The following is a 12,341-nucleotide window of genomic DNA, read 5'->3' as shown; positions in this document are numbered from 1 at the left end:
GGGAGCCATCGGCCGGTCAGTCCGTCCCGGGTTCCGGGAAGGGTCCAGAGATCATCGGGTCGTCGCGTCGTACGAGCCGGTAGCTCGGTTGTTCCACCGCTGCCGGGCGGGAACCGGGACGCCTCCGACGGGACACCGCGGGAATGAAGTACTGCCTGGTCCTGCTGCTGGGGCGGGCCTGCTGCGCGGCGTGCACCAGAGCGGCCATGACCGCCGACGTCTGCCAGAGTTTACGGAACCGCCGGACCGGGATACCCGCCAGCTCGGCTGCGGCCGGCCAGGCTTCGCCCCGGATGATCGCCGTCAGCGCGACCCGGATCATCGCCGGTGTGATCTGGTCCCGCGGTCGGGCCCCGTGGGCCCGGGCCAGGGCAGTCGCCGCGTTCATGGCGGCGGCGAACGCGGCGTCCTTCTCCACCCAGCTCCGCAGCATGCGTCCCGGAATCCCGGCCCAGACGGCCGCCGCCTCGGGACCCATGCCGTGGGCGGTGGCCTGCAGCACTGCCGCCATCCGGGACACGGTGTCGTCGCGCTGGCTGGGCAGGGCGCCCAGCGGCTCGCTCAGTCGCCGCTCCACCTCCTCGCGCGCACCCAACCAAGCGACCACCCAGGCGGCCGAGTCGGCGGCCTCCGCCGCGTCACTGGTCTCCTCCGCTTCGTACACCGCGTTCCCCTGATTGCTCGTCATCGCGCGTACCCCAGGGGCCGGTGGGATGCCGTCGGCACCCCACCGGCCCCTGTCGTCTGTCCTTCGTCAGCCCCGGACGGGGTCGGTCTCACGCCCCCGATCGGCCCTCAGCGCCTGCGCCGTGCGGCGGAGCAGCAGGGAGTCGCAGATCTCGCCCGAGCGGACGGCGAGGGTCGACAGCAGGGAAGAGGTGATTCCGTGCGTGTGCTCGGTACCACCCTGGAGGTATACACCGACGTCGACGTGGTCGGCCATGAGGACTCGGTGGTCCCGGTCGACGCGGAGCCGGCCTTCCTCGTCGGTAAGGCAGTCCGCGGCGAGTTCACCGAGCAGCCCCCGCGGGTCGACGGGCCGGTAGCCGGTCGCCATGACGACGGCATCGCAGTCGAGGACCTGCTGCTCTCCGGTCGTCAGCGAGCGGACGAGCACACGGACGCCGTCGTCCAGGTGGTCGATACCGACGAGTTCAGTGGTGTTGAGGATGCGCAGGCGCTCGCGCCCGGCGACCCGCTCCTGGTAATGGGTGCGGTAGAGCTGCTCGATGAGGTCGCCGTCGACGACCGAGTAGTTGGTGTTGCGGTGGTAGCCGTAGAGGTCCCGCTTCACCTCGTCCGGCGCCGTGAAGAAGTCGTCGACCGCCGAAGGATCGAAGATCCGGTTCGCGAAGGGGCTGTCGTCCGCCGGGCTGTAGCCGTACCGGGTGAAGACCGCATTGACCTCGGCGTCGGGGAAGGTGCGGTGCAGGTAGTCAACGGCCTCCGCGGCGGACTGTCCCGCCCCGACGACGGCGAACCGCTGGTGCCGGGGCTCCTTGACCGCCGGAGCTCGGAAGAGCAGATCGCGCGTGTGCCACACGTGGCCCCCGGCTTCCACACCGTCAGGCAGCCGCGGAGTGAGGCCGGTACCGACCGCGATGTTGAAGGTTCGGACAACCTCTTGCTGCGCGCCCCCAACGGCGTCTTCGGAGAGAACGTCCACGGCCTCGACACGCCCGCCGGCGGTGCGAACGGGTCGGACCTGGGTGACGCGGTGGCCGTAGTCGACGCTGTCGGTGAACTCGGCGGCGCACCACTCGAAGTAGTCGTGGAACTCGAGCCGAGTGGGGAAGAAGGTCTTCTGGTTGATGAAGTCGGCGAGCCTACCGCGTTCCTGAAGGTACATCAGGAAGGAGAAACGGCTTGAAGGATCTCGCATGGTGACCAGGTCCTTGAGGAAGGAGACCTGCATGGTCGCTCCTTCGAGCAGCATGCCCCGGTGCCATCCGAAGCGCTCCTGCTGCTCGATGAACCGGGCCCGCAACGCGCGCTGACCGTCTCGCCGGTTCTGGTCGGCGACCGCGATGGCCAGAGCGAGATTGGACGGGCCGAAGCCTATGCCGACCAGGTCCTGGGCTGCCTGACCGCTGTCCTCGCGGCGTCCCGACATGCTGGTCCTTCCGTTGTATCCAAAGGTCGTTGCCTGCGGCACGGGATGTACACACCGTCCACCCACTAAGGTTAGGCAGACCTAACCGTCGCCCCAGTTCATGGGTAGTGTCAAGTGGCAGCCACGGGCATGTGCGTGGGACACTGCGGGCCACCCCCGCAACGGAGCCCGGCCGTACCAACTGACGGGCGAGATCGCCCCCATTGCGAGAAACCTGTTTGTATGCACGCGAGTTGAAAACTACCGTTCGAAAGGGCCCATCAGCACCTGGTCGCACGGTCCGCCCCTCACTCCGCCAGCGGCCGGCAACGCCGGGACGCGTACTGACGTGCACCCCATGCGCCCCTCAACCGCCCCTTCGACGACGTCGGCACTCCGCGTACGGTTCCGGCCCATGAGCGGACACACGACCGGACCGCACACGCCGACGGAAATGGGCGCCGGGGCCCTGCCTCCCTCCGACCAGTGGTCGCCGAGCCACGTGATACCCGTGCCGATCTGCCGCTTCGAGAGCTTCCTCGGCGCGGCGCGCGCCGACGCCCTCTTGGCCTACGCGATATATCCCGAGAGGCCGACTTCAAAGCGGGGACCGTCGCGGACCCGTTCACAGGACAGACTTCCCGCAAAAGCCGCAAATCCCTCGTCCTGCCCGTGACCAGTTCCGTGTTCAGCGCACACCTCGCCGACTGCCTGCCGCTCGTGCAGGAGGTCCTCGCCCATCGGGCCACGCTCACACAGTCCTTGACGGTTCTGACCGCACACGGCGAGGGGGGCCACTACGGCATCCACACCGACGCCTCACGGGTCCGCGACGTCAGCACCGCCCTCTCCGCCGTCTACTACCTCCACCGCAAGCCCCGTGGCTTCGACGGCGGCCAGCTCAGGCTGTACGACACGCTGCTGCGCGAGGGCGAAGCCGCGCCGGCCGAGTCCTACCGCACGATCGAGCCCGAGCACGACACCCTCGTCGTCTTCCCGGCGAGCGCCTTCCACGAAGTCGTCCCTTCGACGTGCCCCACCAGAGAGTTCGCCGATCACCGGTTCACCTGACGACGTGGATCAGCAGCGCGGACTCCACTACGACCACGACGGAGCCATTGTCCGGGATCGGCCAGTGGATGGCCCGTGCAGCCGCGCGCACCCGGCCACTCGCCGACGTCACGCCCGACCACGACGGCGGCACCCCCGTCGGGCTTCCGGCGCCCTCACCCGCCACCCCACTTCCCCACACCCTCATGACGCTGGGAACGCTGCCCGCACATGCACCATCCACGCCTCGTACCTCAGCGCCCTGTACGAGCGCGATGAAAGGCAACCCGCAATCCTGGCCCGCGGACCATCTCGACCTCTTGGCGGACCGCACACCCGCGGGGTTCTCTGACCGCATGGACGCGGTCACCCGATTCCTTGAAGAGGGCACTCTCCCGGAAAGGGCCAGGACCTCAGAGCCGTAGAACCCACGTGCCCAACGGCGTTCCGTGACCGCCCGGCGGAGGCCCGTACAGGCCTCGACCGTTGGCGCCGAAGGCTCTCGCCTCGCCTCCGGCGGGCCTCCGCCGCGACCGAAATCGGAAGGCCGGGCGTGAGCACGACACCCAGCCCTCGTCCACGCAAACTAGCAGGTCAACGCACTCTTCCCCTGGGCTTCAGGTGGGTCGGGGGGAGCTCGGGAGCGGGAAGCGGAGCGCCGTCGTAGCCCTTCACCTCGCCGAATCGCGACCCGTTCATCCAGTCTTCTCGGGCCTGCGCGATGTCATCGTGTGACCGTCCGATCCAGTTCCAGAACATCACGATCTCCTCCTCGAAGGGTTCGCCGCCCAGCAGCATCAGGCCGGCGTCCGAGGTGGCGCGGAGGGGGAGTTCGGTGCGGCCGCAGCCGAGGTAGAGCATCGAGCCGGGGAGCACCGGGACGCCGTCGACGTGGGCCTCGCCGGACATGGAGAGGACCGCGTACTCGAAGTCGGGTTCCAGGGGGAGGCGGGTCTCGGTGCCGGCGGCCAGGGCGAGGTCGGCGCCGACGATCGGGGTGTACGCGGTGCCGGGCGAGGTCGCCGTGTCGAGGGTGCCCAGGATGACCGTGGCCGTGACTCCGGGGGCGGTGACCTGCGGGAGCTCGGCGTGGTGCTGGAAGTGCGGTTCGACGTGCCGGTGGGCGTCGGGAAGCGCCACCCAGAGCTGGGCGCCGTGCAGGTAGCGGGCGTGCTTGCGGGGGCTCTCCTCGGAGTGGCTGATGCCGTGGCCCGAGGTCATCAGACCGAGCTCGCGCGGCCGTACCGTCTGCAGGCTGCCGACGCTGTCGCGGTGGAGCACCTCGCCCTCGTGCAGCCAGCTCACGGTCTGGAGGCCGGCGTGCGGGTGCGGGGGCACCTGCATTCCGGGCTCGTCGGCGATGTCGTCCGGGCCGTAGTGGTCCACGAAGCACCAGGCGCCGACCATCCGGCGGCCCAGGTTGGGCAGCAGCCGGCGGACCTCGGTGGACTCACCGAGCGTGACCCGGCGCGGGCTGAGGAGTTCGCGTACGGGTTCGGCGACGACGAAGCCGCGGCCACCGCAGGTCGAGAGAGCGGGCTGACGGTCGAGATTGCTCATGAGCACAACGTAGCCGCGGTACCGGGATCGCGTGAGATGGAATGTTCAAGTTTCGGCACGTGTTGGAGGCATCGGACCGGAACGGGAAGAAACCGGAGCGAGAGGTTGGAGGAGGGCGATGTCCGCGATGAACGTGTCGGCGGGGTACCTCGACCACGGGACGGAGGCCGAGCGCTGGGCGCGGGCGCAGCTCTTCTTCGAGGCGAAGAAGTACGCGACGGCCGCGCGCGTCCTGGATCCGCTGGCCGCCGAGGTCCCCGAGCAGCTGGCCCCGCGGCTGCTGCTGGCCCGGGCCTACTACCACTCGGCCCAGCTCGGCCGCGCCGAGGCGGAGCTCCGGGGCATCCTGGAGCGCTGGCCGGTCGAGGACTACGCGCAGCTGATGCTCGGGCGCACCCTGGAGCGGCAGGGCCGGGCCGCGGAGGCCGCTGCGTACCTGCGGATCGCGGCGGCGATGAGCGGGGAGTTCCCCCAGGAGTGACCCGGGCCGTGACCGGGGGGAACGGGGAGCGCGGCGTGCCCCGGAGTGCGCCGCGGTGAGCAGCGCGGTGAGCGGCGGTGAGCCGCGCGCACGGGCCGGGCTCGGATAGCCTGGGGGCACGATGAACCGTTTGACCACGCCTTTCGGCTCGTACGAGCTCACCCGCTTCCCCGAGGACCCCCGCGACCGGCTGCGCGCCTGGGACGCCGCCGACGAGTACCTGCTGCGGCACCTCACCACCGGAACCGGGGAGTGGGGGCCGGTTGCGCTCGGCGCCGGCGAGGTCGTCGTGCTCGGGGACCGCTGGGGGGCGCTGGTGACCACCCTCGCCGGGCCGGCCGCCGGGCGGATCACGCAGATCACCGACTCCTTCCTCGGCCGGGAGGCGACCTCGGCCAACCTGGCGCGGGCCGGCGTGGCCGCGGGGGCGGTACGGCTGCTCACCACGCGGGACGCCCCGCCCGAGCGGATCGACGTACTGCTGGTGCGGGTGCCCAAGAGCCTCGCGCTGCTGGAGGACCAGCTGCACCGGCTGGCGCCCGCGCTGCACGCCGGTTCGGTGGTCGTGGGCACCGGCATGGTCAAGGAGATCCACACCTCGACGCTGAACCTGTTCGAGCGGATCCTCGGGCCGACCCGGACCTCGCTGGCCGAGCGGAAGGCACGGCTGATCTTCTGCTCACCGGCGGCGGGTCAGGAGCGGCCCGCCAATCCGTGGCCGTTGACCTACACCGCGGACGCCGACGCCGGGGCGGCTGCCGGGCTGACGGTGGTCAACCACGCAGGGGTGTTCTGCGCCGACCGGCTGGACATCGGCACCCGGTTCTTCCTCGCGCACCTGCCGGGGTACGAGGGGGCGGCGGGCCCGGCCCGGATCGTGGACCTGGGCTGCGGGAACGGGATCGTCGGCACTGCCGCCGCGCTCGCCCGCCCGGAGGCCGAGGTGTTGTTCACCGACGAGTCGTACCAGGCCGTGGCCTCGGCGGAGGCGACGTACCGGGCCAACGAGCGGGGCGGCCGGAGGGGCGACCGGACCGGCGAAGCCGCCTTCCGGGTCGGCGACGGGCTCGCCGAGGTGCAGGCCGGTTCGGTGGACCTGGTGCTGAACAATCCGCCGTTCCACTCCCACCAGGCGACCACCGACGCGACCGCGCTGCGGATGTTCGCCCAGGCCCGCCGGGCCCTGCGGCCGGGCGGTGAGCTGTGGGTGGTCGGCAACCGGCACCTCGGCTACCACGTGCGGCTGCGCCGCCTGTTCGGGAACTGCGAACTGGTCGCGAGCGACCCGAAGTTCGTGGTGCTCAAGGCCGTGAAGCAGGGCGGCGCCCGGTCTTCCGGCCCCGGCCGCTGATGCGTCGAACGGCACTCACCGGTAACCCCTGGTCCCGGGGCTAGGCTCGCCCCCGTGAGCAGCGAGGGAGCGGGGGACGGGGTGCGCTACCGCCGGGAGGAAGCGGCCCGGGCGGCCGGTGTGAAGGTGCGCAACCTGCGCTACTACCAGGAGCGCGGGCTGCTGCCCCCGCCGCGCCGGGAGGGCCGGATCGCCTGGTACTCCGAGGACCACCTGGCGCGGCTCCGCCTGATCGACGACCTGCTGGGCCGTGGTTACACGGTTAACGGGATCGCCGAGCTGCTGGCGGCCTGGGAACAGGGCGGCGGGATCGCGCAACTCCTGGGGCTGGAGCGGGAGATGACCCGAGGCTGGTTACACGAGGAACCTGTCACCATGAGCCGGGCCGAACTGCGCGAGCTGTTCGGCCCGGCGGCCCGGCCCGAGCACACCCGGCGTGCCGCCGCGCTGGAGTACGTACGGATCGACGGGGACGCGGTCACGTTCCCCAGCCGGCGGCTGCTGGAGGCGACGGTCACCCTGGTGCGGCAGGGGGTGCCGCTGACCGAGATCCTGGACGCGGGCGAGTTCGTACAGAGCCAGGCGGCGGTCCTCGCGGATCGCTTCGTGGACCTGTTCCGGCGGCACGTGATCGGGCCGGAGGGGCTCGGGCGACTTTCGGCCGCGCGGGCCGCCCAACTGGAGCACATCACGGCCGCGGTGGCGGCGCTGCGCCCGGTGGCGGGCGATGTGGTGGCCGCGGAGTTCTCCCGCGCCATGGCCCGCCGGGTGGACGCGGAAGCGGCGGAACTGCTGCACGGCGGCCGTACGGAATCGGGCCGCACGGAGTAGTGGACCCACCGGTAGGACTTGGCCGAAAGGCAGCGCTCGCACAACCTTGCCAACCACCATTGGCACTCTTACATTCAACGACACAACCCATACCGGTCAGTAACGATCACAAGGGGGACATGTCGTGGAACATCACTTAGGCGACGGCCGGGTGAAATGGCGGCGTTTCGCCGTCCTGACCGTCCCGGCCGTCGCGGTCACCGCCGGTCTCGGCGTGGCCTTGGCCCAGGGGGCCCTCGCCGCCTCCTTCGCCGTCTCGGGCCAGCAGTTCAAGGTCTCCGCGCAGAGCCTGACGGGCGAGGGCTTCGCCCAGTACGGCAGCGTGGACGTCAACGCCCGCGGGGAACTCATCCCGGTCGCGGTCACCGCCATCCGGGAGGCGAAGCTCCACAGCCTCTGCCAGTCGGTGGTCACCACGCTCCCGGTGATCGGGGACATCTCCCTCAACCTGACCGCCGGCGGGAAGACCCCGGTCGAGGCCTCGAACCTGTTCGTCGACGCCACCCAGCTCTCCGGCAACGCGACCTTCACCAACATCGAGATCGGCCGCGACGCCTCCACCCTGGACAAGGGCCCCTCCGACGCCCAGGGCATGCAGGACCTCTTCGGCCAGCAGGCCGACTCCGTCACCATCACCGACCTGCGGCAGACCGCGTGGGCCACCAACGCCGGCACCTTCAAGCTCTCCGGGCTCAACATGACCGTCAGCAAGGGCAAGAAGGAATGCTTCTGAGCGCCGGCGCCGCCCGCTTCCGCCGGTGGCGGCGCAGCCGGCCGTTCTGGGGCGGGCTCGCCGCCGTGCTCGCCGGGGCGGAGATCTGCGCCCTCCCCCTCGCCCCGCTGAAGGTGATGCTCGCCCAGGGCGTCGCGGGCATCCCGTCCGTCCTGATGGGCCTCGTGATGATCGTGCTCGGCCTGTCCGCCTGGTTCGCCCCGCACTACCGCGGACTCGCCGGGGTGCTCACCACGCTCATCGCCACCGCCGCCCTGGTGCTGTCCAACCTCGGCGGCTTCCTGATCGGCACCCTCCTGGGCATCCTCGGCGGCGGCCTGATGTTCGGCTGGCAGCCGCGCTCCGCCCCCACCGCCACCGCCCCCACCGCCCTCACCTCCCCCGGCACACCCGACACCCGCGACACCCCCGACACCATCGGTACCCCCTCCGCCCCCTCAGCCCCCTCCCCCCTCGCCGGCACCGCCGCCCCCGCGCACCCCGATCCCCAAGGAGCCCAGCCATGACCCGCACCCCCGCCGCGTTCGCCCTCGGTCTGGCCGCCGCCGGCAGCCTGATCCTGGGGTCGGCCCACGCCACGACCGCGACCGCCGCCCCGGCACCCGCATCACCCCCGGCGTTACTCGAGTTACCCGCCGCATCAGCCTCGGCGGGTTCCACCACCGTCACCCCGGCCGGCCACGCGTTCAAGGCCCAGCTCACCGGCAAGGCCACCCTCAAGGCCGGTTCCGTCACCGTGACCTGTACGGTCTCCGCGGCCACCGGCACCGTCCCCGCCGCGCCCGGCAACCACAACCCCGCCGGCGCCGTCTCCTCCCCCATCTCCGCGCCCACGTACGGCTCCTGTACGTCGAGCATGCCGGGCGTCACCCCCACCGTGACCACCAGCGGCGCGTGGACGGTGTCCATGCAGAACGGGAGCCCCAGCACCGGCACCCTGACCGTCCCGACCGGCGGCCTGGTGGTCCGTACGAGCGGGCTGGCCAGCTGCACGGTCGTCGCCGCGCCCACCGCCCCGGCCCCGGTCGCCGGCACCTGGACCAACGGCGCCCCGCCCAGCCTGACCTTCACCAACGCCTCCGTGCCGATCAAGGTGACCGGCGGGTTCGGCTGCCCGACCAGTGCGACCGCCTCCGTCTTCAACGCGGTCTACCTGGTCTCCGACACCACCGACCCGGCGCAGCAGATCACCGTGGCCCCCTGACCCCGGGCGGCCGTGCCGGGCCGCCCGAAGGCTCACGGAAGGTAGACGATGCTGGGCGCACCCGTCGTCGGATGGACGCCGATCCGGGTCCGTACGCCGTACACCGCGTCCAGCATCTCCTCGGTCAGCACCTCCCCCGGCGGCCCGGCGGCCACCACCCGCCCCTCGGCGAGCAGGTACAGCCGGTCGCAGAACGACGCGGCCAGGTTGAGGTCGTGCAGCACCAGCAGGCCTGTGGCGGGCAGTGCGCGGACCAGGCCGAGCATCTCCAACTGGTAGCGGATGTCGAGGTGGTTGGTCGGTTCGTCGAGGGCGAGCAGGCCGGGGTCCTGGACCAGCGCGCGGGCGAGCAGCGCGCGCTGCCGCTCGCCGCCGGACAGCTCGTCGTAGCGCCGGCCCGCGAACGCCCCGGCCCCGACGGTCCGCAGGGCCCCGTCCACCCGTCGCGCGTCCTCGGGCCCGTCCTGTTCCCAGAACCGCTTGTGCGGGCTCCGCCCCATGGCGACGACCTCCCGGACGGTGAGGCCGAGCGTGCCGGTCGCGTCCTGCGGGACCACCGCCACCCGGCGGGCCCGCTCCTTCACCCCCAGGGACGCGGCGTCCACGCCGTCGAGGAGGACCCGGCCGGCGGTGGGCCGCAGGGTGCCGTACACGCAGCGCAGCAGGGTTGTCTTGCCGCTGCCGTTGGGGCCGGCCAGGCCGACGGTCTCGCCGGGACGGGCGGTCAGGTCCACCCCGTGCAGGACGGTACGGCCGCCGGTCTCGAACCGCAGCCCCTCCACGCGCAGTTCGGCGGGCGGAGTGCACGGGCTCGGGGCTTCCTCCGTCATCCGGCGATCCCCTCCGTACGGGAGGAGCGGCGCAGCAGCCACAGGAAGAAGGGGCCGCCGAGCAGCGCGGTGACCACGCCGACCGGTATCTCCTCGGGTGCGGCGGCGGTACGGGCGACCAGGTCGGCCAGGGTCAGGAACACCGCCCCGCCCAGCGCGGACACGGGCAGCAGGCCCCGGTGCCCGGCACCGACGGCCATCCGGGCGGCGTGCGGGACCATCAGCCCGACGAAGCCGATGGCCCCGCTGTACGCCACCACCACCCCGACGACCAGGGAGGTGAGCACGAACACGGCGGCCCGGAAGCGGCCGGTGTCCAGGCCGAGGGTGCGTGCCCCCTCCTCGCCCGCGAGCAGCAGGTCCAGGGGGCGGGCGAGGGCCAGGAGCAGGGCGGTTCCGGCGAGCAGCACGGCCGCGGGCGGGGCGAGTTCGTCCCAGCGGGCGCCGCCGAGCCCGCCCAGGGTCCAGAACAGTACGGACCGCACCTGGTCGGGCTGGGCGGAGAGCACCAGGACCAGGCTGGTCAGGGCGGCCAGGACGTACTGCACGGCGACCCCGGCGAGGATCAGCCGACCGGTGGTCATGGTGCCGCCGCGCCGGGCCAGGGCGTACACGGTGACGAGGGCGGTCATGGATCCGGCGAACGCGGCGGCCGGCAGGGACAGGCTCATGGAGGCGCCCACCCCGAGCACGATGACCAGCACCGCCCCGGCCGAGGCCCCGGAGGAGGCGCCCAACAGGAACGGGTCGGCGAGTTGGTTGCGGACCAGGGCCTGCAGGACTGCTCCGGTGACGGCGAGCCCGGCCCCCACCACGGCGCCCAGCAGCACCCGAGGCATCCGGACGTCCCAGACGATCGCCGCGAACGCGCCCTCCGGTCGCGCGGGTCCGGTGAGCACGATGTCGAGCACCTCGCCCGGGGGGATCTTGACCGGTCCGAGCGCGAGTCCGGCGTGGGCGGAGGCGAGCAGGGCGACGGCGAGCACGCCGAGGGCGAGGGCGGCCCGCCCCGAACGCCCGCCGCCGGAGGGACGGTTCACGAGGTTCCGGGATGCAGCCGGCCCGCCAGGGTTTCCACGGCGTCGGCCACCCGCACGCCGAGCACGGCCGAGGACAGCGGCAGGACGACGAACCGCTTGTCCCGGATCGCCGGCACCTGGGCCAGCGCCGGGTCCTGGAGCAGCCGCCGCTTCTTGTCTTCGACGCTGGTGCCGCCGTAGTCGTAGATGAGGACGACCTCGGGCTTCCGCTCGATGACCTCCTCCCAGGGGACGTCGCCGAAGCTGTCCTTGAGGTCGGCGAAGGCGTTGGTGCCGCCCGCCCGGGTCAGGATCTCGTTGCCGATGCCGTGTCCGCCCGAGGTGAAGGCGGAGCCCTCGCCGGAGTCGTAGACGAAGACGGTGGGCTTCGGCCGGGTTCCGACCTTCGCGGCCACCGCGTCGAGCCGGCGCTGCTGGTCGGCGATCAGCGCCTGCCCCCGCTCGGGCACCCCGAAGGTGCGGGCCACCTCGGTGATCTCGGTCTTCAGCTGCTCGATGCCGACCGGGCCGCGGGTGCAGTACTCGATGCTCAGCCGGGTGTGGATGCCGGTCTCCTCCAGTCCGGCCCGGTCCCGGCCGGCCGCCTTGTCGAAGGCGGAGGAGTAACCGCCGTACACGAAGTCGGGGTTGGCCGAGAGCAGGACCTCCTTGGAGGGGTATTCCTTCGCCAGCACCTTGATGCCGTCGTACGCCGGTTTGTAGCGGGGCAGCACGGCGTCGTCGAGGTAGGCCGTTCCGGCCATCCGGTCCTGCAGTCCGAGGGCGAGCAGCACCTCGGTGGCGTGCTGGTTCATCGTGACGGCCCGCCGTGGCGGGGTCTTGTAGGTGGTGTCGACGCCGCAGTTGGCGACGGTGTACGGGAATCCGGGCGCGGCGGCCTCGGAGGACCGGGCGGAACCGTCCTCGGAGGAGGAGTTGCTGCAGGCGGCAAGGGGTATCAGGAGTGCGGCGGACAGCGCGGTGCGCAGCACGGCCGTACGGGTACGGAAGCGCGAGAACACGGAAGCGGGCCTCTCCGGGGGATCCTCGTCCCCTCGTCAAGTGGAGTGCCGGGGCGGTGCGTCAGTGTCTGACTCCCGGAGCCCGCGGGGGGTCCGGTCACAGTGGCGGGACCGTACCGGAATCGCGCCGGTTTCCTGGTCCGCACCGCCTTCGGGTGACCCGGCCAG

Annotated in this window: 13 protein-coding genes and 1 riboswitch; of the genes, 7 read left to right on the top strand and 6 right to left on the bottom strand. The window is 71.9% G+C overall.

What is annotated here, in order from left to right; genetic code table 11:
• Positions 1-16: 16 nt before the first annotated feature.
• Positions 17-688 (bottom strand): hypothetical protein, encoded by a 672-nt coding sequence (locus AC067U_RS15250; RefSeq protein ID WP_478830161.1) that lies wholly within the window; start codon positions 686-688, stop codon positions 17-19.
• Positions 689-754: 66 nt separating this feature from the next.
• The gene (locus tag AC067U_RS15245; protein WP_478830160.1) at positions 755-2,113 is read right to left on the bottom strand and encodes a lysine N(6)-hydroxylase/L-ornithine N(5)-oxygenase family protein; all 1,359 of its coding nucleotides are present in this window, start codon (positions 2,111-2,113) and stop codon (positions 755-757) included.
• A gap of 651 nt (positions 2,114-2,764) precedes the next feature.
• Between AC067U_RS15245 and AC067U_RS15240 the strand changes: the two genes are divergently transcribed.
• Positions 2,765-3,163, top strand: a complete 399-nt coding sequence (locus AC067U_RS15240) for a 2OG-Fe(II) oxygenase (protein ID WP_478830159.1) — start codon at positions 2,765-2,767, stop codon at positions 3,161-3,163.
• A gap of 573 nt (positions 3,164-3,736) precedes the next feature.
• Here AC067U_RS15240 and AC067U_RS15235 read toward each other — a convergent pair.
• Positions 3,737-4,702 carry a pirin family protein gene (locus tag AC067U_RS15235; RefSeq protein WP_478830158.1) on the bottom strand — a complete coding sequence of 322 codons (966 nt, stop codon included), beginning with the start codon at positions 4,700-4,702 and terminating at the stop codon, positions 3,737-3,739.
• Positions 4,703-4,820: 118 nt separating this feature from the next.
• Here AC067U_RS15235 and AC067U_RS15230 point away from each other — a divergent pair, with 118 nt between their 5' ends.
• From AC067U_RS15230 to AC067U_RS15205, 6 genes are all read left to right on the top strand, one after another.
• Positions 4,821-5,183 carry a tetratricopeptide repeat protein gene (locus AC067U_RS15230; RefSeq protein ID WP_478830157.1) on the top strand — a complete coding sequence of 121 codons (363 nt, stop codon included), beginning with the start codon at positions 4,821-4,823 and terminating at the stop codon, positions 5,181-5,183.
• A gap of 130 nt (positions 5,184-5,313) precedes the next feature.
• On the top strand, positions 5,314-6,534 hold the full coding sequence (locus AC067U_RS15225) for a methyltransferase (RefSeq protein WP_478830156.1): 1,221 nt from the start codon (positions 5,314-5,316) through the stop codon (positions 6,532-6,534).
• Positions 6,535-6,588: 54 nt separating this feature from the next.
• On the top strand, positions 6,589-7,365 hold the full coding sequence (locus tag AC067U_RS15220; protein WP_478830155.1) for a MerR family transcriptional regulator: 777 nt from the start codon (positions 6,589-6,591) through the stop codon (positions 7,363-7,365).
• A 124-nt stretch (positions 7,366-7,489) separates the two neighbouring features.
• Positions 7,490-8,098 carry a DUF6230 family protein gene (locus AC067U_RS15215; RefSeq protein WP_478830154.1) on the top strand — a complete coding sequence of 203 codons (609 nt, stop codon included), beginning with the start codon at positions 7,490-7,492 and terminating at the stop codon, positions 8,096-8,098.
• Positions 8,089-8,604 (top strand): DUF6114 domain-containing protein, encoded by a 516-nt coding sequence (locus AC067U_RS15210; protein WP_478830153.1) that lies wholly within the window; start codon positions 8,089-8,091, stop codon positions 8,602-8,604. Before AC067U_RS15215 ends, AC067U_RS15210 begins: the two co-directional genes overlap by 10 nt.
• A complete protein-coding gene (locus AC067U_RS15205; protein WP_478830152.1) occupies positions 8,601-9,302 on the top strand; it encodes a hypothetical protein in 702 nt (233 codons plus the stop codon). The genes AC067U_RS15210 and AC067U_RS15205 overlap by 4 nt, the downstream gene beginning before the upstream one ends.
• Positions 9,303-9,334: 32 nt before the next feature.
• Here the strand turns inward: AC067U_RS15205 and AC067U_RS15200 are convergent, their stop codons facing one another.
• Genes AC067U_RS15200 through AC067U_RS15190 form a run of 3 tightly spaced genes read right to left on the bottom strand, consistent with a single transcriptional unit; the run spans position 9,335 to position 12,173 of the window.
• Positions 9,335-10,132 (bottom strand): ABC transporter ATP-binding protein, encoded by a 798-nt coding sequence (locus AC067U_RS15200; protein ID WP_478830151.1) that lies wholly within the window; start codon positions 10,130-10,132, stop codon positions 9,335-9,337.
• Complete coding sequence (locus AC067U_RS15195; protein WP_478830585.1) at positions 10,129-11,118, bottom strand: FecCD family ABC transporter permease; 990 nt, start codon at positions 11,116-11,118, stop codon at positions 10,129-10,131. The genes AC067U_RS15200 and AC067U_RS15195 overlap by 4 nt, the downstream gene beginning before the upstream one ends.
• 50 nt (positions 11,119-11,168) lie before the next feature.
• Positions 11,169-12,173: an ABC transporter substrate-binding protein gene (locus AC067U_RS15190; protein WP_478830150.1), complete on the bottom strand. Its 1,005-nt coding sequence runs from the start codon at positions 12,171-12,173 to the stop codon at positions 11,169-11,171.
• Positions 12,174-12,233: 60 nt separating this feature from the next.
• A riboswitch (cobalamin riboswitch) is annotated at positions 12,234-12,333 on the bottom strand.
• Positions 12,334-12,341 lie beyond the last annotated feature (8 nt).

Source organism: Streptomyces sp. NPDC043853 (genome assembly GCF_056436025.1).
Note: the sequence above shows the minus strand (reverse complement) of the source record. Positions and strands in the feature narration are given on the sequence as shown.

Bases quoted from the DNA above. Each gene is read 5' to 3' on its own strand.
- AC067U_RS15230 (WP_478830157.1), top strand. From the start codon at position 4,821: ATGTCCGCGATGAACGTGTCGGCGGGGTACCTCGACCACGGGACGGAG.
- AC067U_RS15235 (WP_478830158.1), bottom strand. From the start codon at position 4,702: ATGAGCAATCTCGACCGTCAGCCCGCTCTCTCGACCTGCGGTGGCCGC.
- AC067U_RS15200 (WP_478830151.1), bottom strand. From the start codon at position 10,132: ATGACGGAGGAAGCCCCGAGCCCGTGCACTCCGCCCGCCGAACTGCGC.
- AC067U_RS15250 (WP_478830161.1), bottom strand. From the start codon at position 688: ATGACGAGCAATCAGGGGAACGCGGTGTACGAAGCGGAGGAGACCAGT.
- AC067U_RS15205 (WP_478830152.1), top strand. From the start codon at position 8,601: ATGACCCGCACCCCCGCCGCGTTCGCCCTCGGTCTGGCCGCCGCCGGC.
- AC067U_RS15210 (WP_478830153.1), top strand. From the start codon at position 8,089: ATGCTTCTGAGCGCCGGCGCCGCCCGCTTCCGCCGGTGGCGGCGCAGC.
- AC067U_RS15245 (WP_478830160.1), bottom strand. From the start codon at position 2,113: ATGTCGGGACGCCGCGAGGACAGCGGTCAGGCAGCCCAGGACCTGGTC.